The sequence below is a fragment of the Micromonospora sp. KLBMP9576 genome (assembly GCF_050941805.1).
Lineage (GTDB): Bacteria > Actinomycetota > Actinomycetes > Mycobacteriales > Micromonosporaceae > Micromonospora.
Genome location: NZ_CP194567.1, coordinates 4,917,200 through 4,941,036, shown reverse-complemented (window position 1 = coordinate 4,941,036; position 23,837 = coordinate 4,917,200). Strand labels below are relative to the sequence as shown.

Genomic DNA, 23,837 nt, shown 5'->3' with positions numbered 1-23,837 from the left:
GGTCGTCGCCGCCGTCCTCGATGCCGGCCCGGTGGTTTCCTCCCGTGGCGGCCGGCGGGCGGGGCCCGCCCGCGCGGGCGAGGCTCCCGTACGCGATTCCTGATATGCATGTTTCTCTATTCATGTTGCGTGCCGGGGTCGCTCGACGGGAAGGACTGCCATGTTCACGTGTGTCCAGCCAGGGGACGGGTCGTGACCGTCACCGCCGTTCCGATCGACGCGAGCGGCCTGCGGGCCCGCTTCGACGGCGCACTCGCCGAGTTCCTCGACCGGCGGGGCCGGGACTGGCCGGACGGGGTGTCCCGGGGGCTCTTCACCGCGCTGCACCGCTTCGTGCTGGCCCGGGGCAAGCGGATCCGCCCGCTCTTCTGCTACTGGGGGTGGCGGGGCGCCGGCGGGGCCGACGAGGCCCCGATCGTGGTGGCCGGGGCCGCGCTGGAGTTGTTCCACGCGTTCGCGCTGATCCACGACGACATCCTGGACGGCAGCGACCGCCGCCGGGGCGAGCCGTCGGTGCACCGGCTCTTCGCCGACCGGCACGCCCGCTCGGCCTGGCGGGGCGATCCGGAGGCGTACGGGCGCGCCGCCGCGCTGCTCTGCGGCGACCTCTGCGCCGCCTGGTCGGACCGGATGTTCCACGAGTGCGGCCTGGATGCTCAGCGGGTGCGGCGGGGGTACCGGATCTTCGCGCTGATGCGTACGGAGGTGATCTCGGGGGAGTACCTGGACCTGGTCTCCGGGGTGGGCGACGCCTCGGTGGCGAGCGCGCTCACCGTGGTCCGGATGAAGACGGCCCGCTACACGGTCACCCGGCCGTTGCAGATCGGGGCGGCGCTGGCCGGGGCCGGAGCGGCGCAGGTCGCGGCGCTGGCGGAGTTCGGCGACCCGTTGGGCGACGCGTTCCAGCTACGCGACGACGTGCTGGGCGTCTTCGGTGATCCGGTGGTCACCGGCAAGCCGGTCCTGGACGACCTGCGCGAGGGCAAGCCGACCGTGATGATGGCACTGGCCCGGGGTGCCGCCGACCGGGGGCAGGCCGCGCGGTTGGGTGAGCTGTTCGGCAATCCGGCGCTGGACGACGACGGCGCCGCCGAGCTGCGGAGGATCATCGAGGGCACCGGGGCCCGCGAGCGGATCGAGGGGATGATCCGGGGACGCACCGAGGCGGCCCTGGCGGCCCTGGCGGTGGCCCCCGTGACCGCCGAGGCCCGCGCGGCGCTGGCCGCCCTCGCCGCCAGGGCCGTCGACCGCCCGCGCTGAGTCCCGCACGAGGGCACTTTCCGCCGGATCGACGAAAGTTGACGCCGATCCGGCGGAAGGTATGGACACATCGATGCATGTCATTTAACCTCGGGCCATCACGAAGCTGTTTCGTCGAGGTGAACCGACGGCGCGGGAACCCATCGACTGGTGACCTCCGAGCGACCGGGCCCGCCCCGTCCCTCGCAGGTCGCGCCCCACCGGGCTCGGCACCCGGCGGGCCGACCGCACCCCCGCTACGGCAACCGGCGCGACGGCGCGCGCCCGCCCTGGCAGTCACTCGTCAGGAAGGGACGGCACAAGAATGTCCACCAAGGACGCCCGCACCCCCAGGACCCGACGACGGCTCTGCGCCGCCTCGGCGCTGCTGCTGGTCGCCACGGCCGGCACCGTCACCCTCGGCGCCGGCCCCGCCCCACTGGGCGGCCCCACCCCGGCCCGGGCCCACCCCGTCGTCGGCACGGACTTCCAGCAGGTCACCCTCGCCAAGGGCGTCGCCGAGGTCGGCGAACCCATGACGATCGCCGTGCTGCCGGACCGGTCGGTCCTGCACACCGCCCGCAACGGCACCGTCCGGCGTACCGACTCCGCCGGCACCACCTCCGTGCTCGGCACGCTGCCGGTCTACACCCACGACGAGGAGGGGTTGCAGGGCATCGGGGCCGACCCTGACTTCGTCACCAACCGGCACATCTACCTCTACTACGCGCCGCCGCTGGCCACCCCGGCCGGCGACGCCCCGGCCACCGGCACCGACTTCTCGGCCTGGCAGGGCGTCAACCGGCTCTCCCGGTTCACCCTCAACGCCGACTACACGATCAACACCGGCAGTCGGATCGACATCCTCGACGTGCCCGCCGACCGGGGCATGTGCTGCCACGTCGGTGGCGACATCGACTTCGACGCCGCCGGCAACCTCTACCTCTCCACCGGCGACGACAGCAACCCCTTCGACTCGGCCGGGTACGCCCCGATCGACGAGCGCGCCAACCGCAACCCCGCGTACGACGCGCAGCGCAGCGCGGCCAACACCAACGACCTGCGCGGCAAGATCCTGCGGATCAGGGTGAACGCCAACGGCACGTACTCGATCCCGGCGGGCAACATGTTCGTCGACTCCGACGCGCGCACCCGCCCCGAGATCTACGCGATGGGCTTCCGCAACCCGTTCCGGATGAGCGTCGACCGGGCCACCGGCATCGTCTACGTCGGCGACTACGGCCCGGACGCCGGCACCACCACCGCCCGGGGCCCGAGCGGCCAGGTCGAGTTCGACCGGATCACCGGGCCCGGCAACTACGGCTGGCCGTACTGCACCGGCACCAACACCGCCGTCGAGACGTACGCCGAGTGGGACTTCGCCGCCGGCACCGCCGGGGCCAAGTACAACTGTGCCGGCGGGCCGACGAACAATTCGTTGCGCAACACCGGCCTGCCCACCCTGCCGGCGGCGAAGCCCGCCTGGATCCGGTACGCCGGCGACGCCGGCAGCCCGCCCGAGTTCGGCGGCGGCTCCGAGTCGCCCATGGGCGGCCCCGTCTACCGGTACGACGCCGCGCTGAACTCCACCACCAAGTTCCCGCAGTCCTTCGACGGGCAGTTCTTCGCCGGTGAACTCGGCCGGGGCTGGGTCAAGCCGATCCACCTCGACGCCGCCGGCGCCCCGGGCGTCATCGACACGTTCCCGTGGAACGGCAAACAGATCATGGACATGGCGTTCGGGCCCGAGGGCGCGCTCTACATCCTCGACTACGGCACCGGCTACTTCAACGGCGACGCCAACTCGGCGCTCTACCGCTACGACCACATCGCCGGCGGCAACCGGGCGCCGACCGCCGTCGCCTCCGCCGACCGGACCTCCGGGACGGCCCCGCTGACCGTCAACTTCTCCTCGGCCGGGTCGGCGGACCCGGACGGTGGCGCGCTGACCTACTCCTGGGCCTTCGGCGACGGCACCACGTCCACCGCGGCCAACCCCGGCAAGACGTACACCACCAACGGCACCTACCAGGTCACGCTGACCGTACGGGACCCGCAGGGCGCCACCGGTACGGCCAACGTGCAGATCGGGGTGGGCAACACCGCGCCCACGGTCACCATCACCAGCCCGGGCAACGGCCAACTGTTCAGCTACGGCGACACCGTGCCGTTCAGCATCACCGTGACGGACCCGGAGGACGCCGCCATCGACTGCACCAAGGTCAAGATGACCTACGTGCTGGGCCACGACAGCCACGGCCACCAGATCACCTCGAAGAACGGCTGCTCGGGCTCCATCACCATCCCCGTCGACGGGGAACACGACGACGCGGCGAACATCTTCGCCATCTTCGACGCCGAGTACACCGACGCCGGCGGGCTGACCACGCACAAGCAGCACACCCTCCAGCCGCGCAAGCGCCAGGCGGAGCACTTCCGGACCTCCTCCGGCGTCGGGACCTTCGACAAGCCCACGGCCGAGGGCGGCAGGACCGTCGGCGACATCAACAACGGCGACTGGATCGCGTTCGAGCCGTACCGGCTCGCCGACGCGACCTCGTTCAGCGCCCGGGTCTCCTCCGCCGGCTCCGGCGGCACCCTCCAGGTGCGGGCCGGCTCGCCCACGGGCACCGTGCTCGGCTCCGCGACCGTCCCGGTCACCGGCGCCTGGGACACGTTCACCACGGTCAGCGGCGGCCTCTCGGGGGCGCCGGCCGGCACCACCACGCTCTACCTGACCTTCGCCGGCACGGGCACCGGCGCGCTCTACGACGTGGACACGTTCTCGTTCAGCAGCTCGCCGGTCCGCACCGGCCCGGTCGTCGGGCTCGGCGGCAAGTGCCTGGACGTACGCAACGCGGCCACCGCCGACGGCACCCAGATCCAGATCTACGGCTGCAACGGCTCCGGCGCGCAGGCGTGGACGGTGACGCCGAACTCAACGGTGAAGGCGCTGGGCAAGTGCCTGGACATCTCCGGCGGCGCCACGGCCGACGGGACGAAGATCCAGCTGTACGGCTGCAACGGCACCGGCGCGCAGAACTGGTCGGCCCAGGCGGACGGCACCCTGAAGAACCCGCAGACCGGCAAGTGCCTGGACGTCTCGGGCAACACCGCGGCCGATGGTCAGCCCGTGCACCTGTGGACCTGCCACACGGGCGCCAACCAGAAGTGGACCCTGCCCTGACCCGACGGGGAGGGGCCGCCGCGCCCCTCCCCGCCCCGGCAGGGCCCCTCGACACCTCCGGCACTGGAGAGTGACATGCGCAGATTCCTCCGACCCGTCCTCGGCGCGGCCACCGCCGTCCTCGCCGTCCTCGCCTGCACCACCCCGGCCGCGCCCGCGAGCGCCGCCGACGCCCCGTACGACGTGCTGGTCTTCTCGAAGACCGCCGGCTTCCGGCACGACTCCATCGCCGTCGGCACCCAGGCGATCCGCGACCTGGGCGCGGCCAACCAGTTCACCGTCACCGCCACCGAGGACGCCGCCACGTTCACCACCGCCAGCCTGGCCCGGTACGAGGCGGTGGTCTTCCTCAACACCACAGGCGACGTGCTCGACGCCGCCCAGCAGGGCGCCTTCGAGTCGTACATCGGCTCCGGCGGCGGCTTCGTCGGCGTGCACGCCGCCGCCGACACCGAGTACGGCTGGTCGTTCTACGGCAACCTGGTCGGGGCGTACTTCGCCTCGCACCCGGCCATCCAGCAGGCGGGCGTGAAGGTGGAGAACCGGGCGCACCCGGGCACCGCGCACCTGCCGCGCACCTGGACCCGCACCGACGAGTGGTACAACTACCAGACCAACGCCCGCTCGACCGCCCGGGTCCTGGCCACCCTCGACGAGTCGTCCTACTCGGGCGGCTCGATGGGCGCCGACCACCCGCACTCCTGGTGCAAGACCCACAGCGGCGGCCGGTCCTTCTACACCGGCGGCGGGCACACCCAGGCGTCGTACGCCGAGCCGGCGTTCCGCGCGCACCTGCTCGGCGGCATCCGGTACGCGGCCGGCCGGGCCAGGGCCGACTGCCGGCCCGAGACCGGCTACACCGCGCTCTACGACGGCGCGACCACGGGCTGGTCCCAGGCCGGCCCGGGCAGCTTCGGCAACGCCGACGCCACGCTCAGCTCCGTCGGCGGGATGGGCCTGTACTGGTACGCCGCGAAGCAGTTCACCAACTACTCGCTGAAGCTGGACTGGCGGCTCGCCGGCGACGACAACTCGGGCGTCTTCCTCGGGTTCCCGGCCTCCAGTGACCCCTGGTCGGCGGTGAACAACGGCTACGAGGTGCAGATCGACGCCACCGACGCGGCCGACCGCACCACCGGCGCGATCTACACCTTCAAGTCCGCGGACCTCGCGGCCCGGGACGCGGCGCTCAACCCGCCGGGGGAGTGGAACACCTACGAGCTGCTGGTCGAGGGCGAGCGCCTCCAGGTCTTCCTCAACGGGGTGCGGATCAACGACTTCACCAACACGGATCCGGCCCGTTCGCTCGCCGGCCACATCGGGCTGCAGAACCACGGGACCGGCGACGACGCCTCGTTCCGCAACATCCGGATCAGGGAACTCGGCGTCGACCCGCCGGGCGGGAACACCACCGTGCAGGCGGAGGCGTTCAGCTCGGCCGCCGGGGTGGCCCCGTTCGCGAAGGCCGGCGCGAACGGTGGCCAGACGCTGGGGCACATCGACCCGGGGGACTGGGCCGCGTACGACGGGCTGGACCTGACCGGGGCGACGTCGATGCGCGCGCGGGTCGTCTCCGGTGGGCCGGGGGGCACCATCCAGGTGCGGGCCGGCTCGACCACCGGCGCGCTGCTCGGCTCGGTGGCCGTGCCGAACACCGGTGGCTGGACCAATTTCGCCGAGGTCACGGCGGCGCTGTCCGCGGTCCCGGCCGGCACCGGGAACCTCTACCTGACCTTCACCGGCTCGGGTACGGGGCTCTTCGACGTGGACGACTTCACGCTGGTCAGGTCTGGCGGCGGCGGTGGCGTCGGCCCGATCCGGGGCCTGGGCGGCAAGTGCCTGGACGTGCGCAACGGGGCCACGGCCGACGGTACCCAGATCCAGATCTACGGGTGCAACGCCTCGGCGGCGCAGGTGTGGACGGTGACGCCGAACTCGACGGTGCGGGCGTTGGGCAAGTGCCTGGACGTCTCCGGTGGTGGCTCGGCGGACGGGACGAGGATCCAGTTGTACGGGTGCAACGGCACGGGTGCGCAGAGCTGGTCGGCCCAGCCGGACGGCACCCTGAGGAACGCGTCGTCGGGCAAGTGTCTTGACGTTTCGGGCAACACCGCGGCCGACGGTCAGCCCGTGCACCTGTGGACCTGCCACCCGGGCGCCAACCAGAGGTGGATCCTGCCCTGACCCGACGCCCGCCTCCCGCGGTCGTGCGGTTCGTGCCCCGGCGTTCGCGGAGGAGCCCCGCGAACGCCGGGCGCGGCGCGGGATCGCGGTGCGGGCGGTGCGGGGCTTCCGCGCGGCGGATGCCGGTCCTAGAGTGGGGTCGGCGATCCTCGGCGGTCGCCGGTGACCGGCGGGAGGCGCAACCCGGCGGGTTCAGGCGCTCTCCCGCGCCCGCCGGTGCCCCGCCGCGCACCGCCGCGCACCGGCCCGGCCGGTCAACCCTCGCCCCGGTCACGCACCCACGGAATCCCCATCAGCACAGGGGAGAAGCACCATGGCGCGACCCATCACGCTCTTCACCGGCCAGTGGGCCGACCTTCCGTTCGAGGAGGTCTGCCGGCTCGCCTCGCAGTGGGGCTACGACGGGCTGGAGATCGCCTGCTGGGGTGACCACTTCGAGGTCGACCGGGCGCTCGCGGACGACACGTACGTTGAGCGGAAGCGGGAGACCCTGGCGAAGCACCACCTGAAGGTCTTCGCGATCTCCAACCACCTGGTCGGTCAGGCCGTCTGCGACCACCCGATCGACGAGCGGCACGAGGGCATCCTGCCGGCCCGGATCTGGGGCGACGGCGAGCCCGAGGGGGTACGCCGTCGGGCCGCCGAGGAGATCAAGGACACCGCCCGGGCGGCGGCGAAGCTCGGGGTGGACACCGTCGTCGGCTTCACCGGGTCGTCGATCTGGCACACGCTGGCGATGTTCCCGCCGGTCCCGCCGTCGATGATCGAGCGCGGCTACCAGGACTTCGCCGACAGGTGGAACCCCATCCTCGACGTGTTCGACGAGGTGGGGGTGCGCTTCGCCCACGAGGTGCATCCGAGCGAGATCGCGTACGACTACTGGACGACGAAGCGGACGCTGGAGGCGGTCGGGCACCGGCGGGCGTTCGGGCTCAACTGGGACCCGTCGCACTTCGTCTGGCAGGAGCTGGACCCGGTCAACTTCATCTTCGACTTCGCCGACCGGATCTACCACGTCGACTGCAAGGACGCGAAGGTGCGCACCGGCGACGGGCGGCGGGGCCGGCTCGCCTCGCACCTGCCGTGGGCGGACATGCGGCGCGGCTGGGACTTCGTCTCCACCGGCCACGGCGACGTGCCCTGGGCGGACTGCTTCCGGGCGTTGAACGCGATCGGCTACGCCGGCCCGATCTCGATCGAGTGGGAGGACGCCGGGATGGACCGCCTGGTCGGCGCCCCGGAGGCGTTGCAGTTCGTCCGCCGGCTCGCCTTCGACGCCCCGGCCGCGGCCTTCGACGCCGCCTTCACCAGCCGGGACTGACGCCGGCACGCGCAGCGCGCAGACGAGCGGGCCGGTCACCCGAAGGTGACCGGCCCGCTCGAGGTGCGATCAGAGGGTGCTGCCGTTGGTGCCCGAGCTGGACGGCTTGCTGCGGGGCGTGGTGGTGGCCGACGTCGACCCAGGGGTCGAGGTGCTGCTCGTCGACCCGGGGGTCGAGGTGCTGCTCGTCGACCCGGGGGTCGAGGCCGTGCCCGACGACCCGGTGGAGCTCTTCGCGCCGACCGTGGCCGGCGTGCCGGCGAAGGCGTCGTCGGCGTCGCTCAGCTCCTGCTTGTTGCCGTTGGTGCTCAGCTTCTCGCCCAGCTTCGACTGGCCGATCTTGTCCTTACCCTCGCTGTAGAGGCGGGTCGCCTGGGCCTGCGCGACACCGGCCGCCTCCTGGACGGTCGGGTGGTCGAGCACCTTGCGGCCCCGGATCACCAGCTCCTCGTACTTTTCCCGACCGGCACGGGCGCCCAGGACGAATCCCGCAGCCAGCCCGCCAAGGAACATCATCTTTCCGCGCATGGCGGCTCCTTCCGTACCTGACGCGCCGTCGTCCGGCGGTGATCCGCCGGAGGCGACCAAATCGCGCCTGCCATCTCTGTCCGCAGCTAACTACCCATCCTGCTCTCCGCTCATACCTCCCTGGGCCCTGATGGCGATTTGTCTGCTTCATCACCCCGTGGGTGGGCCGTGGCCCTGAGGTTAACCCCCTGGACCAACACCCCCCGGAATCCTGTACTCTTGTCCCCGTCGCACGGCGCAGAAAGATCCGCGCCGGACGACGCAGCGGTCCCCCGTAGCTCAATTGGCAGAGCAGCCGGCTGTTAACCGGCAGGTTTTTGGTTCGAGTCCAAACGGGGGAGCTTCCATCCAGACGCCCGTCGGCCCCGCCGGCGGGGTTCGCCGTTCCATGCTGCCGGCCGACACGATCCTCCGCCACCCGCGCGGCCGCCCCGGGACTGAACGTCAGCCGACGTGACGTCTGCGCGGCCCGGCGGCGGCACGTCTCGCCGAGACGCGATCCGCCGGGTGTGCAAGATCCGCCACGATGCCGGTCGGTGGGGGACTGGTCAGGACCACGCCGACAGCCTGATCACAGGCGGCCATCACATGCCGGGCCGCGTTGTCGGTGGTGCGCGAGCCACGCAAGGTTTTGCCGTCGACGGCGATCGCTCGCCGAGACGTCGACGTGCCGGCAGCAGACCGGCCGGCAAGCCAAACGCTGACCGCCGCGGTCAGTAGCTGCGGATCCATGGCCTGCAACAGCCGGCGGATCATCGCCTCGGACGGGCGTCGACCCGGAGCCGGACGCCGCGACGGGCCCGCGGATCAGGCAGATCGGCCAGCGCTGCGAGCAGCCCGCCAGCGGCTTCGGACACGGTCAGTGCCGGTGCGCACGACACCGACGAGATCAGCGATGATGGCAGGGCGGGCATGACTCACTTCGGCGATCACACGGCGTAGGAACCTTGATGATCTTCCGAACCAGTCATGCCCGTGTTGCTGCCATCAACAACGGCGCTTCTGCTCCAGTCCACTCAAGTCGGACACCGTCACGACTTTGCCGGGGCCCTGACGCCTCAACGGCTTCGTCCCACCGCGTCACGCCCGACGGAATACGCCCGGCATTGGCCATCTGGCGACGAACATCTCAAGCCCGAGCCCGACGAGCCCACGGCCAGCGTAGGCAGGCCAAGGTGGCGTTGGAGCATTAGGATGGCGGTAACGAAAAGCTTTTCCTGCGGCCCCTGGCGCGTTTCTGTTGCGCGTATTCCGAGGCGTATTCGAGGGCGCTTTCCTGACCAGGGTCAATGCGTGCGGGGAATCACTGAGTCATGTCATGACGTTACTGAGTGCTACTTGACAGGCTGCGCCCAGCCGAACTGAGCGTCGTGCTCACCTCGCCGATGATGGCGAGCTTAGTCGATCTTGGGGTGACGGAAGTGGCGCGTAGCGGGTGGCTCGCTTACCCTCCGTTCAGGCGAATGTCGACTCCCTGACCTGCGGAAACGCATGGGCGTCCGCCTTTGACGCCGGTGCTGGGCACGCGAAGACATCAACGCATGTTTTTGGAAAAATGGTGCAAACAAGGGGCATGTGTGCGGATTGATCGTCGGCGCAGTGGTTGACGCTCCCCGCCACAGGTGGTTGACTGTGTCCCACACGGGGTTGGAATACGGGGGATTTGCACTGACTCAGATGTGATGGAATATCGCCCGCACGTCGGACGATTGATCCATCCGTTGCTGCATTCAGTTGCTTCATCACGGGGCATGCGAGCCGCTGCCTGTAGGCGCCGGTTAACGTTGCGTCCTCGCCCCCATTTCGTTTCCCGCCCCCCGGGGATACGAAAGGTGGTGATCTCTATGCGTAAGTACTCGAAGCCGGTGGCCAAGAAGGTCGTCTTCGGCACCGTTCTGGCGAACGTCGCATGATGGATGGGGATGTGCCGCACCGTTGCCGGTGCGGCACATCCCCGGCGTCAGCGGGACAGTGTGTCCCCGGGCCGGGGCTGCCCGCCAGGTTCCGCCGGCGGTGCCACGACACCGCCTGCCAATGCTGGGCACTTGCCCGCAGATCTCCAACCGCGCCGTGGACCGGACCCTCGCCCGGGCGGGTATCGACCTGTGAAGCACTTCAGTGAGGTAGTCATGTGTGGTTTGGCGGGAGTGGCGTCACTTGGCGGGCGACTGCTTGGCGCGGGCACCGATGAGTTGCTCCAGCGGATGACCGGCGCGGTCGCCCACCGGGGACCGGACGGCCGGGAGTTTCACCGCTCGGGCCCGGTGGGCCTCGGGTTCGTCCGTCTCTCCCTCGTCGACCCCGTCGGTGGCGGGCAGCCGTTGAGTACCGAAGACGGCTCGCTGGTCCTCATCGCGAATGGCGAGATATACAACCACCGGGAGTTGGCCGCCGGGCTGCCGCCCGGGACCCGGCTGCGCACCGGATCGGACTGCGAGGTGCTGCTGCATCTCTACCGGCGTGACGGGGTGCGCTTCCTCGACCGGGTCCGCGGCATGTTCTCGCTGGTCCTCTGGGACCGTGACCGCAACCGGTTGGTCTTCGCCAGGGACCGGTTTGGTATCAAGCCCCTCTACTACCACCGCAACCACGATCGGATCGTCTTTTCCTCCGAGATCAAGGCCCTCTTCGAGGATCCCGCCTGCCCTCGCAGGATCGACTGGGCCGGCGCGCTGTCGGACCAGATGATGACCGGAGCGCTGGTGTTCGACGACAGCGCACCCACCTCCTGGTTCAGCGATATCGAGTACGCGCCCGCCGCGTGCGTCGTCACCATCGACCTGGCGTCCGGCGAGACCGACACACACCGCTACTGGTCGTTCCCCCGATTCGACGGTGCCCGCACCGGCTCGGAGAAGGAACTGATCGGCGCCTACCGGGACACGCTCGCCTCGTCCGTGGCCGAGTGCGGCATGGCAGACGTGGAAGTCGGGCTCTTCCTGAGCGGAGGAATCGACTCGGCGGCGGTCGCCGCCCTCGCCGTCGAGAAACCCCGCACTTTCACGGCGCTCAACGGCAGTACCCTGCTCAACGGGGATGCCGAGTACGGACACCAGATCGCCACCCACCTCGGACTCGTCAACCACCAGGTTCTCTTCGACGCCACAGCCACCCCCGGTGTCGAGGAGTGGAAGAGGTTCGTGTGGTTGTTGGAGACACCGCTCGCCGGCCCGGAGGCGTACTACAAGTACGAGCTCTACCGCTACGTACGGGCCCACGCCCCGGAGATCAAGGCGATGCTCCTGGGCGGCGGAGCGGACGAGTTCAACGGCGGCTACTCGGTCTCCTTCGCCGGCGGGGGCGACTGGGGCGACTTCCTGTCGAACATCGACCGCATGGCCATGCGCGGTCTCCAGCACCGCCGGCCCGATCTCGGCGCGTGGTGGGAACAGTCGGACCTCTCGCTCGTCCGCGCGTCCGCGCTGCGGGACGCGGCCGGTGGCGTCGACCGTGACCCGTACGACCTGCTTTTCCGCTGGAAGTACCGGGACGTGCAGCAGTACAACTGCTGGCACGAGGATCGGACCGCCGCGGGCAACGGCATCGAGGCCCGCGTTCCGTTCCTCGACCACCGCCTCGTCGAGCTCACGGCGGCGGTACCCGAGGCCCTGCGACCGGCCCTGATCTGGGACAAGCAGATCCTCCGCCGCGGCATGGTCGACCTCCTTCCGCCGGAGGTGGTCAACCGCCCCAAGGTGCCCTTCTTCTACGGCGAAGGTGTCCTGCACACCTACCGGACGTTCATCCGCATGCTGGCTCAGCAGGGAGACGCGCTGCTGGAACAGGCGTTGTGCGGGCCGGGTGCGCGGGATTTCCTCGACGCGGGCAACATCCGGTCGTCGCTGCGTCGGCTGCGGGAGGATCCGACCTCCGGACACGTCGAGTTCCTGCTGCGCGTGGTCAATCTCGGCCTGCTCGAGCAGATGACGAACGAGCTACCCGGCCACCCGCTCGGGGCGGGTGCCGCATCGGTGCCCGAACGGATCGTGGTGCACGACTGGGACCTCCAGCTGAGCGAGACCGAGGCGTCGGTGCTGCGTCGCCCGCCAGTGGCCCCGAACGCCGTCGTCGCGCTCGCGGACAATGTCCTGCTGCTGCACTCGCCTGCGGACCCGGCCTCCTGGTACATCGTCGTCGACGGCGCCATCGAGTTTGTGGTGGACGAGACGGAGAGCCCCGTGTGGCTTGCCCTCCTGCGTGCTCTCGACGGGGTGCGCAGCATCGCCTCCCTGCTGTCGGAGCTCGACTCGGATCCGGACGAGGTACAGGAACTGCTCCTCGAGGCCATTGACGCGGGCGTGCTCGTCCACGTACGGACCGTCGGCGCCGCCGAGACCCCTGCTCCGGTCATGGCGGGACTGGGTAGCTGATGACAGCGACGAAACAGCTCGACGTCCCGGCCGCCACCGGCCCGCAGTACGCCAGCACGTTTGATCCGAAGGGCTGGGTGCTCGATGTACGACGCCTGACAGCGGTCTTCTGCGTACTGGCCTTCTGTGTCGGCCTGTGGAGCCTCGGGGGAACCGAGGCCCGGATCGTGGCCGTCCTGCTCGCGGTGGAAGTTGCCCTGATGTGCCTGCCGTGGCGGGTACCCCGGACCATGCGCAGCGGCTTGAGTTTCTGGGCCGAGACGCTGGCCGGTCTCGTCGCTCCGATCGGCGCGATCATCATGGCCGTGGTCATGGGCTCGTCGTGGCTGGTCACCGGCGCGGACTGGTGGTGGTTCGCGGTGGCGGTGGCGGTGGCGGTCGGCCTGGTCGCGCTCAGCGACATGCGGATGAAGTCCTTGTTCTCCGGCGAGCTGGCGTTCGTCTTCGGTCCCACGCCCCGCGCTCACGGCCTCGCCCGCGCCTTCGCCGGGACGGTCTGTTCGGTGGGCGAGGAGGCGGTCTTCCGGGCGCCGGTCCTGCTGGCCGGAGCCACCCTGCCGGTCGGTCTGCTCGGTGGTATCGCGTTCGTCGCCCAGCACCACATCCAGCCCGGGACCAACCGGCGGGGAAGTACCCGTTCCACCCTGGTGGAGATCAGCGCCGCGGTCGCCTGGCTGGCCCTGACAGTCCTGTCAGGATCCATCTATCCCGCGCTCGTGGCGCACGTCATCAACAACATCCCCAACGTGCTGCTCGAACTGCAGCGGGAAAACGACGACAGGGGCTGGCATGAAGCTTGATCCAGGCGACTGTCTGCAGGAACTGGAGCGCCGCTCGTTGCTGCCCGAGGACCGTCTCGCCGTCTTCGCCGTCGGCTCGGCGGCCCGAGGCTGGGCCAACGAGGGCAGCGACTTCGACTTTGTCGTGGTCTCACAGCGGCCCTACAGCACCGACGGAGCCCGGACGGTGTCCGTGCCGCTGAGCCCCGACACCGTCCTCGCTCTGGACATGTTGGTCGCCGGCCGCCGTTGGGAGGTCGCCTACTGGCTGGATGCGCAGATCGACCAGATGCTCGCGAAGGTCGGGTGGGAGCAGTTCGAGGGCGGCGTCTCCTCGCTGAAGGTGCTGACCGACCCCGAGGAGTTGCTGCTGGGGCGATTCCACACCTGCCTGCCCCTGGGGGACACCGCCTGGCTGGAGCGCCGCCGGGCCCAACTCGACGACTCCGCCTACCAGGCGTTCGTCACCACTCGATCGCTGGCGGAGGCCGACGGAAACGTCGAGGACGTGTACGGCATGCTCGCTGCCGGCGACGCCGAGAGCGCCGTGCTGGCCGCCCGAAAGGCCTTCGGCCACATGGTCGACGCCCTGTTGGAGAGCAGGCGGGACTTCGGTTCCCGGTCGCCGAAGTGGCGCGCGCGAAGGGTCAGGGAGGCGGCACTGCCGATGCTTCCCTTCGCGACGTACTGGGCCCTGGAGACGATGGCCGATCTCGATCCGGCGGAGCCGGGAGTCTGGGCCGAGCGGGTAGCCGCGCTGTGCAAGGACCTTTCCGTGGAAGTGGAGATCTGATGACGTCCGTCCAGGCGGTCACGCCCGACACCGTGCTTCGTCGTGCCCCCGCGGCCCGGTTCCGCAAGTTCCGCAGCAAGCTCTTCGTGGCCAACGCCTCACTGGCCTTTGAGCTGGACGAGGTGGCGGAGTTCATCTTTCGGCAGGTAGACGGCACCGCCACGGTCCGGCAGATCGGTGAGCGCCTGGCGGCCGAATACGACGTGGCGGTCGAGGAGGCGGTGACCGACTGCGGCGAGCTGCTGGCACACCTGGCCGAGAACGGCATGGTGGACACGGCATGACAAGGCCGAGGACGGACCGTGCCGTCGCGGCCCGGACTCCAGGGCCGGCGCGCCGGGTGCCCACCGTCTGCTCCCGGCCGGTCTCGGCCGGGAGCCGCAGGGGCAGGCCGTCTCGGCGAGCAGCAGGGACCTCCCGGCCGGACGTGGGCGGGACCCGGGCCGCTCACCATCTATCGGGGAAGAAGCGTATGTGCGGAACTGTCGGCATGTTCATCGGGTGTGCCGCGCTGTCCTACTGCCCGAAGGAACTGCTGCTGCAATCGGCCAGACCGGACGTGGGCGATCCGGACCAGCCATACCGCAGCCCGTTCCGCAACTGGCACGAGCGGGCCAGCGTGCGGCAGGCCCCCCGGCGGGTGCTGATCGACGACGAGACCTCCTTCTTCCCACCGGAGTTGGTCCCCGTGAGCCGACACCCGCTGGTCCGGGCACTGCCCGCCGCGACCTTCGAGGAGGTGCTGATCCAGCATCTGTACCGGTACCTCGACTTCACCGCCCGCCTCGAGTACCTCGTGGTGAACCGGACCGTCCTCGGCATCGCGCGGGGGTCGGTCGGCGTCGACCTGCCCGAGGAGATGCGTTTCGACGCGTACAAGATGTACTGCGACGAGGCCTACCACACGCTCTTCTCGGTGGACCTCGCACGGCAGGTGCGCGCCCGTACGGGAATCGTGCCTCGGCTGCCGGCCGAACCGTTCTTCCTCGCACGCCTGGGTCAGATCCTCGCTGAGCTCCCCGAGCGCGACCGCGCGCTGGCTGAGCTGTTGTTCGTCATCGTCTCCGAGACGCTGATCTCGGCAACTCTGGCGGACCTGCCCGACTGGAAGGAGGTGTCCACTGCCGTCCGGGGGACGATCCAGGATCACGCCCAGGACGAGGGACGGCACCACGCCTACTTCGCCGACTTTCTCCGCCACATGTGGCGGCAGCTGTCCCCGGCCGAGCGGAGGAGGGCGGGCGCGTTGGTACCCCGTCTGATCGACGCGTTCCTGCGTCCGGACCTGCCGGCGATCCGCGCGGAACTCGCTGGGTACGGGTTCGACGCGGGGGAGGTCGAGCGCATCGTCAGTGAGACCTATCCGCCGGAAGTGATCACGCTGCACACGACGACCACGTCAAGACAGACGATGCGTCACTTCGACGCGCTCGGCGCCTTCGACGGCGGCCCGGCCGCCGAGGAACTGCACCGCTACGGGTTAACACGATGAACGGACGGTCACTGGGCCTGGCGGACGACGTGCCGGCCCTTTCCACGGGGAGGCTGGGGTTGGAAGAGCACGAGAAGGATCTTGCACTGCCCGTCGAGGTGCACTGTCACGGCTTCGGCGAGGTGGACTTCTCCGAATTCGCCACCCTCGACCTGGAGCGGCTGGACCAGCGCTGTGGGGAGGAGGGGGTGCTCAGCATCCCCACGCTCTATCTGCACCGCGACCGTCTCGCGGATTTCGAGCGGTTCATGCACCGCTACCGGGACCTGCGACGGGCCGGGCGCATACCGCACGTGGCGGGAATCGCGCTGGAAGGGCCGCTGCTCGCGAGCCACGGCGGGACGCCCGCGGCTACGGTGTGGGCCCCGACGCGGCACGAGTGGGAACGCCTGGCCAAGCTCGGTCCGCTCGGACTGGCATACACGGTAATGTCCCCGGACGCCTTCACCACCGCATCGAGCCTGCACGAGAACCTCGACGGCCGCCACCCGCGCCTGGACTGGATCGTGCCACTGCTGATGGAGCATGGGGTGCGTCCCGCCCTGGGGCACTTCACCCGGACGGATCCCCGGGGCAGCGCCGAACTGGTCCACCACATCGTCGAGCTGGCCTGGCAGAGCGAGTGGGCGGGCACCGGATCCCGGGTGATCACGGATCACCTCTTCAACGACATGCCCCTGGCCATCAGGCACGCTTTCCGTACGTCGGCGGCGCGGGCTGCCCGGGCCAGCACCCTGGCCGCGTACGACCTGCCGCACTGGTCGCTCGATGAGATGGACCGGATCGCCGGGCCGGTGCCGGCGGCCATCATGCGGGAAGCTGCCGCCGGGCGGATCTCCGCCTGCATCAACTTCGACGGCGAGCACGTCGACCTGGCCATCGCCACCCGCGCGGTCGAGTTGATGGGGCACGCCAACGCGATGATGATGACGGACCGCTGCGACTCCGCGCGGATCGGCGGGCAGCGGTTGCACCAGACCGTGGACAACAGCCTCTGGTACCAGGACGGCGGCATCGTCGCCGCGGGGTCGCAGCCGTTGGCGCGCCAGATGCGCAACGCGCAGGCGAGCGGCGTGTCGGACGACCAGCTCTGGCAACTGGCGACGACGACCGCGCACCGCACGTTCGGCACCGGGGTGCGGGCGGAAGTGGCCATCGGTTCGTCCGAGCGCCGGTGACGGCTCCGGGCGGGGCCATGGCGGCGGTGCGGCCGGTGGGCCGCCCTCAACGAAAAGTAGAGGTGAAACGATGTTGGATGCATTGAACCGGATGACGGTGGACTGGTCCGACCTGCCCAGGGCCCGCGCCCAGACCAGAGACGTGCTGCTGGCGCTCGCCGAGGACAAGAGCGCCCTGCGGGAGCTGCTGGCCCGGGCCCGCGAGGAGGAGGATCTGTTCGACAAGTGCGAGCACCACCGGCTGCTGGACAAGCTCGTGGTCTACGACGCGCTTGACCGGGGCTTCCGGATCCGGGTGCACGTCTCCACGGAGGACCACCGGGATCGTCCGCACGACCACCGGTTTTCGTTCACCTCGCTGATCCTGCGCGGTCGTTACCGGCACGTCAGGCACCAGCTCGTCGGCCGTCCCGAGGGAATTCCCGAAGACGCGCAGGACGACTTCGACGCGCAGGACTGCGACCTGCGGGTGCAGCCCCGGTTCGTCACCAACGAGATCCCGGGCAACTGCTACACGTTGCACCACAGTGAGATCCACACGACGTTCACCACGCCGAACACCGTATCCCTGTTCCTGCGCGGGCCGGCCGAGAAGGAGCGCTCGCTCATCACCGAGCGCGAGACCGGCCGTGTCTGGTGGCGTTTCGGCGAGGAGAAGGAGAAGGCCGCGCGGCGCGGGAGTAAGCGCATCAGCAAGGCGTACTTCGACGACCTTGCCAGCCGGCTTCAGGCCATGGAGGTGCTGTGATGACCGAGACGATGACCGCCGGCGCGGCCACCCTCGACGAGCGGGCGGCGGTCGCATTCATGTCCTCGCTCCCGACGGTCCGCTGGGATGACATCGAGACGGCGGCGGAGGTGACCGAGCAGATTGCCCGTCGCATCGGTGACGACCGTGCATTGCTGCGTGCCCTGGTCGACCGGGTCCGCAGGACGCCGGAGCTGCGCCAGAAGTGCGAGTGCCACGCCCTCGACGACAAGATCGTGATCTGGGACGCACCCGAGAGGGGGCTGCGCATCCGGCTCCGGCTGGCCAACACCGACCAGTACGAGCGCGTGCACAACCACCGGTACAGCTTCACCGCCTACATTCTGAGCGGCGCCTACCAGCACACCCTCTATGCCACGGACCAGCCGCTGGACGAGACGGCGGACGTGTCCCGGTTCTGGCCGTACTTCATTCGCGAGGAGCCCGCCGGGCGCTGCATCACGCTCGATCACGAACAGCTGCATACGACGATCACCGAGCCCGAGACCATCTCCCTGATGATTCAGAGCCCGGCCCGTAAACAGCGAGCTTTCATGATCCGACGGTCGGACGGCCAGGTCTGGTGGCGTCAGGGCGCGGCGGACGAATCGGCCGAGCGGCGCGCCGAGGTGCAGATGTCCGACCAGCGCTTCGAGCACTGGGTGTCCCGGCTGGAAGCAATCGGAGTGCTGTGAGGATCAGCGAGGGGGTCGTGCGGTATGGCCCGTCGCCCTGGCAGCGGGTGGACACATACCTCGCCGACGAGGACCGGTCGGGTCCGCCGGTCGTGCTGCTGCACGGCGGCTTCTGGCGGCACGACCGCACGGCACGGGATCTCGAACCGCTGGCGGTGGAGCTCGTCCGCAGGGGATGCCGCATCGCGGTGGTGGAGTACCGGCCGACCTGGGACGGAGGGATGTGGCCGGCGGCCGTGCACGACTGCGTGGCCGCCCTGGAGGCGCTGGCGGCCCCGGACGGTACGTGGCGCGACGCCGTGGTTGCCGGCCACTCCGCCGGCGGCCACCTCGCGATGGCCGCGGTGGCGGGCCGGGGGGAGGGCCGGCGAATGGTGTTGCTGGCCCCCGTCGTGCACCTGGACCGTGCCGCGACGCTCGGGGTGGGGGACGGTGCGGTCGAGCACTTTCTGGCCGGGCACCTGGCCGGTGGTGGTAGCAGTACGGCGGCGGTACCCGTCGTCACCCGGGCCGACGTGGCGGCGCTGACCGTCATCGAGGCCGGGTGCGACCAGGCGGTCCCCGCCGAACTGATGGAGCATCAACTGAACCGGTGGCGCCGGGACGGGCTCGACCCGGTGCATCACCGGGTACCGGGGGCGCGTCACATGCACCTGGTCAACCCGGACCGCGCGGGCTGCGCGCAGTCCCTCGTGGCGCTGGTCCCGGAGGGCGGCACCGCTGCGGAGGGGACGGCCTGATGCGAGGCGCCGACGGGGTCCGCACACTGGGGCCGCGACACGGCGACGGGCCGTTGCGGATCGCCGTGCTGGTGTCCGCCACGGGTGCCAACCTCCACACGTTGCTGGGCATGAGCGCGCGCCGTCCGCACTCGTACCAGGTGAGCCTCGTGGCGTCGCACGCGGAGCGGGTGGCGGCGTTGGACGTCGCCCGGAACGCGGGGGTGGAGACGTGGCCGGGAGACTTCGACGCCTACTGCGGGCTCGCCTCGCAGGCTCGGGACGCGGTGGCCCGGCAGCGGTACCGGCTCCGGGCACGCGGCTGGCACGACCGGCTCGGCGAGCGAATCGGTGACTGGGAGCGGCGGAACGGCCCGCTTGATCTCGTGGTCCTGGCGTACCACCGATGGGTCGAGGGCGACCTGCTTGATCGGTTCGACGGACGGATGATCAACCAGCATCCCGGGGACCTCAGCGTCCTGGACGAAGCGGGCCATCGGCTCCTCATCGGTCGTGATCCGGTGCGGCTGGCGATGTCGCTGGGACACGACGCGACGCGGACGTCCTGTTTCCTGGTGGACGCCACTCACGACGGTGGGGCCGTGTTGTGCCTCGGGCCGCCGGTGCCCGTGGACGGACGCACCGCCGGAGAACAGGACGCCCGGCGGCAGGAACTCATACAGAAGTCGGTCAGTGACCCGGTGGCGCTGAGCTGGACGGTGCAGGCCTTCGCCGAGCGGCGCCTGGGACTCGACTCGACCGCTGCCCATCCCGACGGCAGCCCCGTGGTGCTGGTGGACGGCAAGCCCGCACCGCTGGGCGGAAGGAGGTTCGACTGATGCCGTGTCCGACAGTGACGGACGTTCCGCGCTCGGCGGTCCCGGTCACCGCACTGCGGGGACTGACCGCCGACCCCGCCAAGCGGGAGGCCTACCGCTACGACACCTACCTGCGGGAAGGGTTGCGGTGGTTTGCCCGGTCGGCCGACCCCGGCTGCCCGGAGGATGTCACCTTCGTGGTGCTCAAGCCGGACGCGGTGGCGGGTCGCCGCTGCGACCTCATCCTCGACCTGCTGCGTGAGAGGGGCTGGTCCCCGGTCGCCGCCACCGTCATGCGGTTCGATCCGCTACTCACCAGGGAACTGTGGCGGTACCAGTTCAACGCGGCCTCCGAGCAGCGCATCGCGGTGGTGGACCACCTGCTGGGCTCAGGTCCGTCCCTGCTCGTGCTGCTGCGCGACATCGTCCGCCCCGGAGGGCTGCCTGCCAGCGTGCGGCTGACCGCCGCCAAGGGGGCCGCAGAACCCCGGGCGGCCCGCGCCAGCGACCTGCGCACCCGGATCGGGCGCGTCAACGGCCTGTTCAACTTCATCCACACGGCCGACGATCCTGCCGACGTCATCCGTGAACTGCAGCTCTTCTCGTACCGGACCGGATGGGACTGGTGCCGTCGGTCGCTGGTCCGCCCGTCCGCGGCGACAACGGGGGCCGGGCAGCAGGACACCTGGCTGCGCGATCTGCTCGCCGAGGTGACGGCGGAGATCCCGGCCCACGACCTGGACCTTTCCGCCTCGCTCGGCCGGATCGCGACCCGCGACGACCGCTGGGCTCGACTGGCCCGGGACCACGGGCACCGCGAACGGATCGACCGCTGGCTGACCGAACTCGACCGGACACCCCTGCCGGACGGTCCCGCCCGGTGGGACGTGCTGACCGTGCTGACCGGATGGATCGAGTGCAATGAACCCGGGGTCGCGCCACTGCTCTCCACCGCCACGGCCGAGGCCTGGACGGACCGGATGGCGCACTCCGCCGAGGAGTCGAGGAGTGCCGCGTGTCCGCTGTGACCAGTGCGGAGCAGGTGCCAAAGTTCGCCGGGGCCGGCAACTTGATCTACCGCTCCCCCCGGGTTCCACAGTTCGTCCGTGCCGCGGGCTCGTTCCTCGAGGACACGCGGGGCCGGCGGTATCTCGACGCCGAAGCGGCGAACGGCACGGCCGCCTGGGGGTACGACCACTCCATCCTCGTCGAGGCGCTGCGCCGCTGCGCCGACCTACCCGCCCTCCCCTCGTTCTGCGAGTCTCCACTACGCCTGCGGGTGCTGGAACGCCTCGAACGACTCTTCTCGTCCTCCGTCGGCGTACCCGGGAGGGTCGAACTCGACCTCGGCGGTGCGCAGGGCATGGAAACGGCCCTGCGGATCGCCTTCAGCAACCGCGGACCGGGCACGGTCGTCGTCTTCGAAGGCGCCTTCCACGGCCGCAGCGGCGTCACCAGCATGCTCAGCTCCAGTCCCCGGTACCGCGAGCTTCTGGCAGCCTGGAACGTCGAGGTGGTCAGGCTGCCCAGCCCCGACTGCCGGTCCTGCCCGCACGCCCGGTCGTCGGGTGACTGCAGCCCCGGCTGCCACCTGGCGGTGTCACGGTGGGGGTCGGAGGTGTCCGGGGTCGGCGGCGAGGGTTTCCGCCGCGGGGTCGCCGCCCTCGTCATCGAGGCCGTGCAGAACGTGGGGGGCATGGTCCGTCCCGACGCCGCCCTGCTGCGTGCGGCGGTCGACCACGCGCACCGCCAGGGCGCGCTGGTGATCGCCGACGAGATCTTCACCGGGCTGCACCGGGTAGGCCCGCGCTGGGGCTTCGAGCTCGCCGGGGTCCGCCCCGACATCGTGGTAACCAGCAAGGGCCTGACCAACGGGGCGGCCGCGCTCAGCGCGGTCTGGGCCCGGGAGCCGCTCGCGGACGGGACGCATTACCCCCCGGGCAGCCACTCGTCGACCTACGTCGGCATTCCGCATGCCTTGGCGGTGGTGGACACGGTGCTGGACCGCTGGGAGGCGTGGCCGCGGGTCGAGCAGGATGTGGCCGAGCTGGAGGCCGCGATGCGGAGCCGCCTGGCGGAGCTGGCCGGACGGTACGGCGAACTCGTCGCGCGGGTGGACGCGCTGGGAGCGACGGCCCGGATCGTCCTCACCGGGCCCTATGCCGCTCAGTTGCGGAGCCTGTGCACGACGGTTCACCCCCGACACGGCCTGCTGGTCGCCACCACGGGTATGGCGGCGGACGTCATCAACATCCATCCGCCCCTGGTCGTGAACGAGACGGAACTGGACCTGATGGCTGAAGTCCTGGACCTGGCCCTGGAAGCGCTACGGACCGAGGTCGCCGCCCCCGGAGCGGATCGGCGGTAGCGCAATGTCTGAGCAGAGCCCCCTCATCTGCCTGTGCCAGCACGTACGCGAGGACGAGATCCTGGCTGCGATCGAGCGTGGGCACCGCGACCTGCCGGCGGTACGGCTGGAGACCGGCGCCAACAGCGGTTGCGGCGACTGCGCGATCGACATCGAAGACCTGCTCGCCACCGCCGTCTGCGGACGTGGGGCCGGCGAGCCGACGGAGAGGCGATGAACCCCATGGTGGTGAGTGAGGCTCCGGCCGTCACGCCCCGAGGCACCTTGCGTAACGGGCTACGGGTGACGTCGGTGGAGGTGAACAGGTCGGACGAGGTCGTGGCCTGCCTGGTGCTGCCGGTCAGTGCCGGCGCCCGCGATCGGGCCGACCTCGCCGTGCTGCAGTCGCTGGGCCGAATGCTGACGGCGGCTCCCGCAGCGGTCCCGGCGCCGGTTCGGCGGGGGTTCACAATCGTCGACGACTGTCTCGTCCTGTGGTGCCGCTCGACGGTGGCCGCGGCCGACGTCGCCCTTACCGGGTTCGCCGAGGCGGTCGTGCGGTTGCCGAGCGACGACGGATCCCACCGCCGCGACGTCCGGCCTCATGTGCCGGCAGTTGAGGACCCGCCAGGTGACGCCCGCGTGAGGCTACGAAGGGAGCTCTTCTCCACCGGGGAGGGGCGACGTCTGGACACTGGTGCGGGCGTGGATCCCACGGCGTCCGAGGAGACCCTGCACCGGGAACTGCTCGATGACCACCCCCGCGTCCTCGTCGTGGCAGGACCGCGTTCCTGCCTTGCCGGGGCCGTCGCCGTGCTGGACGCCGGTCCCCTCGGTGAGCTGCCGGCCGGGGCCGGCACGGCGGCGCGCGGTGCGCAGGCACCGGTGTCCTCCGTCGGTGGCGTCAACCTCCGTACGGACCCCCGCGCCGAGAGCGCATGGTTGGTGGCCGGCGGCCGTGGGTTCCCCGAGTCCGCGCCGCGCGGAGCAGCATTCGCCGTGCTCGCCGCGCTCTTCAGTGGGGACACGGACTCGGTGTTCCGCCGCACGCTGGACGACATCGGGGTCGCCGGGCACCTGCATGCGGCACAAACGGGATGCGTCGACACCCTCTGGGCGGTTGACCTGGAACTACCGGCACCGCAGGTGGCGGCCGCCGAGTCGATGCTGCGGGAGACCCTGGAACTGGTCCGGGCGGGCCGGCTGGCGGAACGCGACATCCGGGCGGCGCGGGAGTCGGTGGCCGCCCGGTACGGGGCGGAGCGGGCCGACCCGCTACGGATGGGCCACCGGGCCGCCTGCGCCCTGCTGAATCCGGAGCCGGGCACCCCCGACGACGACCCGGAGCGGTGGGTCGCGGCCGTGACCCCGGACGACCTGGCAGAGGCGGCACGACAGGTACTCGGCAGCTACGTCGTCACGGTCAGCTGACCGACCTC

19 protein-coding genes, 1 tRNA gene and 1 pseudogene are annotated in these 23,837 nt (G+C 70.5%); 19 read left to right on the top strand and 2 right to left on the bottom strand.

The features are described 5' to 3' along the window. Positions 1–192 precede the first annotated feature (192 nt). The 4 genes from ACQ452_RS21680 (at position 193) to ACQ452_RS21665 (ending at position 7,931) form a co-directional block, all read left to right on the top strand. The gene (locus ACQ452_RS21680; protein ID WP_433386945.1) at positions 193–1,260 is read left to right on the top strand and encodes a polyprenyl synthetase family protein; all 1,068 of its coding nucleotides are present in this window, start codon (positions 193–195) and stop codon (positions 1,258–1,260) included. Positions 1,261–1,564: 304 nt separating this feature from the next. Continuing rightward, positions 1,565–4,426 (top strand): PQQ-dependent sugar dehydrogenase, encoded by a 2,862-nt coding sequence (locus ACQ452_RS21675; RefSeq protein WP_433386944.1) that lies wholly within the window; start codon positions 1,565–1,567, stop codon positions 4,424–4,426. Positions 4,427–4,501: 75 nt separating this feature from the next. After that, complete coding sequence (locus ACQ452_RS21670) at positions 4,502–6,610, top strand: ThuA domain-containing protein (RefSeq protein WP_433386943.1); 2,109 nt, start codon at positions 4,502–4,504, stop codon at positions 6,608–6,610. Positions 6,611–6,923: 313 nt separating this feature from the next. Further along, positions 6,924–7,931 carry a sugar phosphate isomerase/epimerase family protein gene (locus ACQ452_RS21665; protein ID WP_433386942.1) on the top strand — a complete coding sequence of 336 codons (1,008 nt, stop codon included), beginning with the start codon at positions 6,924–6,926 and terminating at the stop codon, positions 7,929–7,931. 69 nt (positions 7,932–8,000) lie between these two features. Here ACQ452_RS21665 and ACQ452_RS21660 read toward each other — a convergent pair whose 3' ends face one another. Beyond that, a complete protein-coding gene (locus tag ACQ452_RS21660) occupies positions 8,001–8,459 on the bottom strand; it encodes a hypothetical protein (protein ID WP_433386941.1) in 459 nt (152 codons plus the stop codon). Positions 8,460–8,727: 268 nt separating this feature from the next. On the opposite strand from ACQ452_RS21660, the gene ACQ452_RS21655 reads away from it, so the two are divergent. Beyond that, positions 8,728–8,800, top strand: a tRNA-Asn gene (locus tag ACQ452_RS21655). A gap of 103 nt (positions 8,801–8,903) precedes the next feature. Here ACQ452_RS21655 and ACQ452_RS21650 read toward each other — a convergent pair. Continuing rightward, entirely contained in the window at positions 8,904–9,215 is a 312-nt protein-coding gene (locus ACQ452_RS21650) for a hypothetical protein (RefSeq protein WP_433386940.1), read from the bottom strand. A gap of 1,391 nt (positions 9,216–10,606) precedes the next feature. Between ACQ452_RS21650 and asnB the strand changes: the two genes are divergently transcribed. From asnB to ACQ452_RS21580, 14 genes and pseudogenes are all read left to right on the top strand, one after another. Beyond that, positions 10,607–12,829, top strand: a complete 2,223-nt coding sequence (asnB, locus tag ACQ452_RS21645; protein ID WP_433386939.1) for an asparagine synthase (glutamine-hydrolyzing) — start codon at positions 10,607–10,609, stop codon at positions 12,827–12,829. Continuing rightward, entirely contained in the window at positions 12,829–13,629 is an 801-nt protein-coding gene (locus ACQ452_RS21640; RefSeq protein WP_433386938.1) for a type II CAAX prenyl endopeptidase Rce1 family protein, read from the top strand. The genes asnB and ACQ452_RS21640 overlap by 1 nt, the downstream gene beginning before the upstream one ends. Then, a pseudogene (locus ACQ452_RS21635) lies at positions 13,619–13,729 on the top strand (hypothetical protein); the annotation flags it as partial. The gene ACQ452_RS21640 and the pseudogene ACQ452_RS21635, both read left to right, overlap by 11 nt. Before the next feature lie 671 nt (positions 13,730–14,400). After that, positions 14,401–14,685 (top strand): PqqD family protein, encoded by a 285-nt coding sequence (locus tag ACQ452_RS21630; protein ID WP_433394305.1) that lies wholly within the window; start codon positions 14,401–14,403, stop codon positions 14,683–14,685. A 188-nt stretch (positions 14,686–14,873) separates the two neighbouring features. Further along, positions 14,874–15,893 (top strand): diiron oxygenase, encoded by a 1,020-nt coding sequence (locus ACQ452_RS21625; protein WP_433386937.1) that lies wholly within the window; start codon positions 14,874–14,876, stop codon positions 15,891–15,893. Beyond that, positions 15,890–17,071, top strand: a complete 1,182-nt coding sequence (locus tag ACQ452_RS21620) for a hypothetical protein (protein WP_433386936.1) — start codon at positions 15,890–15,892, stop codon at positions 17,069–17,071. The genes ACQ452_RS21625 and ACQ452_RS21620 overlap by 4 nt, the downstream gene beginning before the upstream one ends. A 70-nt stretch (positions 17,072–17,141) precedes the next feature. Then, the gene (locus ACQ452_RS21615) at positions 17,142–17,819 is read left to right on the top strand and encodes a hypothetical protein (protein WP_433386935.1); all 678 of its coding nucleotides are present in this window, start codon (positions 17,142–17,144) and stop codon (positions 17,817–17,819) included. Further along, positions 17,819–18,514, top strand: coding sequence for a hypothetical protein (locus tag ACQ452_RS21610; RefSeq protein WP_433386934.1), 696 nt, complete (start codon positions 17,819–17,821; stop codon positions 18,512–18,514). The genes ACQ452_RS21615 and ACQ452_RS21610 overlap by 1 nt, the downstream gene beginning before the upstream one ends. Next, on the top strand, positions 18,511–19,254 hold the full coding sequence (locus ACQ452_RS21605) for an alpha/beta hydrolase (protein ID WP_433386933.1): 744 nt from the start codon (positions 18,511–18,513) through the stop codon (positions 19,252–19,254). Before ACQ452_RS21610 ends, ACQ452_RS21605 begins: the two co-directional genes overlap by 4 nt. Next, positions 19,254–20,072, top strand: a complete 819-nt coding sequence (locus tag ACQ452_RS21600) for a formyltransferase family protein (protein WP_433386932.1) — start codon at positions 19,254–19,256, stop codon at positions 20,070–20,072. The genes ACQ452_RS21605 and ACQ452_RS21600 overlap by 1 nt, the downstream gene beginning before the upstream one ends. A 14-nt stretch (positions 20,073–20,086) precedes the next feature. Beyond that, a complete protein-coding gene (locus tag ACQ452_RS21595) occupies positions 20,087–21,079 on the top strand; it encodes a nucleoside-diphosphate kinase (RefSeq protein WP_433386931.1) in 993 nt (330 codons plus the stop codon). Then, the gene (locus ACQ452_RS21590) at positions 21,067–22,419 is read left to right on the top strand and encodes an aminotransferase class III-fold pyridoxal phosphate-dependent enzyme (RefSeq protein ID WP_433386930.1); all 1,353 of its coding nucleotides are present in this window, start codon (positions 21,067–21,069) and stop codon (positions 22,417–22,419) included. The genes ACQ452_RS21595 and ACQ452_RS21590 overlap by 13 nt, the downstream gene beginning before the upstream one ends. 4 nt (positions 22,420–22,423) lie before the next feature. Beyond that, complete coding sequence (locus ACQ452_RS21585) at positions 22,424–22,636, top strand: (2Fe-2S)-binding protein (protein ID WP_433386929.1); 213 nt, start codon at positions 22,424–22,426, stop codon at positions 22,634–22,636. 467 nt (positions 22,637–23,103) lie between these two features. After that, complete coding sequence (locus tag ACQ452_RS21580) at positions 23,104–23,829, top strand: hypothetical protein (RefSeq protein ID WP_433386928.1); 726 nt, start codon at positions 23,104–23,106, stop codon at positions 23,827–23,829. The last annotated feature ends 8 nt before the right edge of the window (positions 23,830–23,837 follow it).

Coding starts and splice junctions, on each gene's coding strand:
- ACQ452_RS21675 (WP_433386944.1), top strand. CDS start 1,565: ATGTCCACCAAGGACGCCCGCACCCCCAGGACCCGACGACGGCTCTGC.
- ACQ452_RS21670 (WP_433386943.1), top strand. CDS start 4,502: ATGCGCAGATTCCTCCGACCCGTCCTCGGCGCGGCCACCGCCGTCCTC.
- ACQ452_RS21665 (WP_433386942.1), top strand. CDS start 6,924: ATGGCGCGACCCATCACGCTCTTCACCGGCCAGTGGGCCGACCTTCCG.
- ACQ452_RS21660 (WP_433386941.1), bottom strand. CDS start 8,459: ATGCGCGGAAAGATGATGTTCCTTGGCGGGCTGGCTGCGGGATTCGTC.
- ACQ452_RS21650 (WP_433386940.1), bottom strand. CDS start 9,215: ATGATCCGCCGGCTGTTGCAGGCCATGGATCCGCAGCTACTGACCGCG.
- ACQ452_RS21640 (WP_433386938.1), top strand. CDS start 12,829: ATGACAGCGACGAAACAGCTCGACGTCCCGGCCGCCACCGGCCCGCAG.
- ACQ452_RS21630 (WP_433394305.1), top strand. CDS start 14,401: ATGACGTCCGTCCAGGCGGTCACGCCCGACACCGTGCTTCGTCGTGCC.
- ACQ452_RS21625 (WP_433386937.1), top strand. CDS start 14,874: ATGTGCGGAACTGTCGGCATGTTCATCGGGTGTGCCGCGCTGTCCTAC.
- ACQ452_RS21620 (WP_433386936.1), top strand. CDS start 15,890: ATGAACGGACGGTCACTGGGCCTGGCGGACGACGTGCCGGCCCTTTCC.
- ACQ452_RS21615 (WP_433386935.1), top strand. CDS start 17,142: ATGTTGGATGCATTGAACCGGATGACGGTGGACTGGTCCGACCTGCCC.
- ACQ452_RS21610 (WP_433386934.1), top strand. CDS start 17,819: ATGACCGAGACGATGACCGCCGGCGCGGCCACCCTCGACGAGCGGGCG.
- ACQ452_RS21600 (WP_433386932.1), top strand. CDS start 19,254: ATGCGAGGCGCCGACGGGGTCCGCACACTGGGGCCGCGACACGGCGAC.
- ACQ452_RS21585 (WP_433386929.1), top strand. CDS start 22,424: ATGTCTGAGCAGAGCCCCCTCATCTGCCTGTGCCAGCACGTACGCGAG.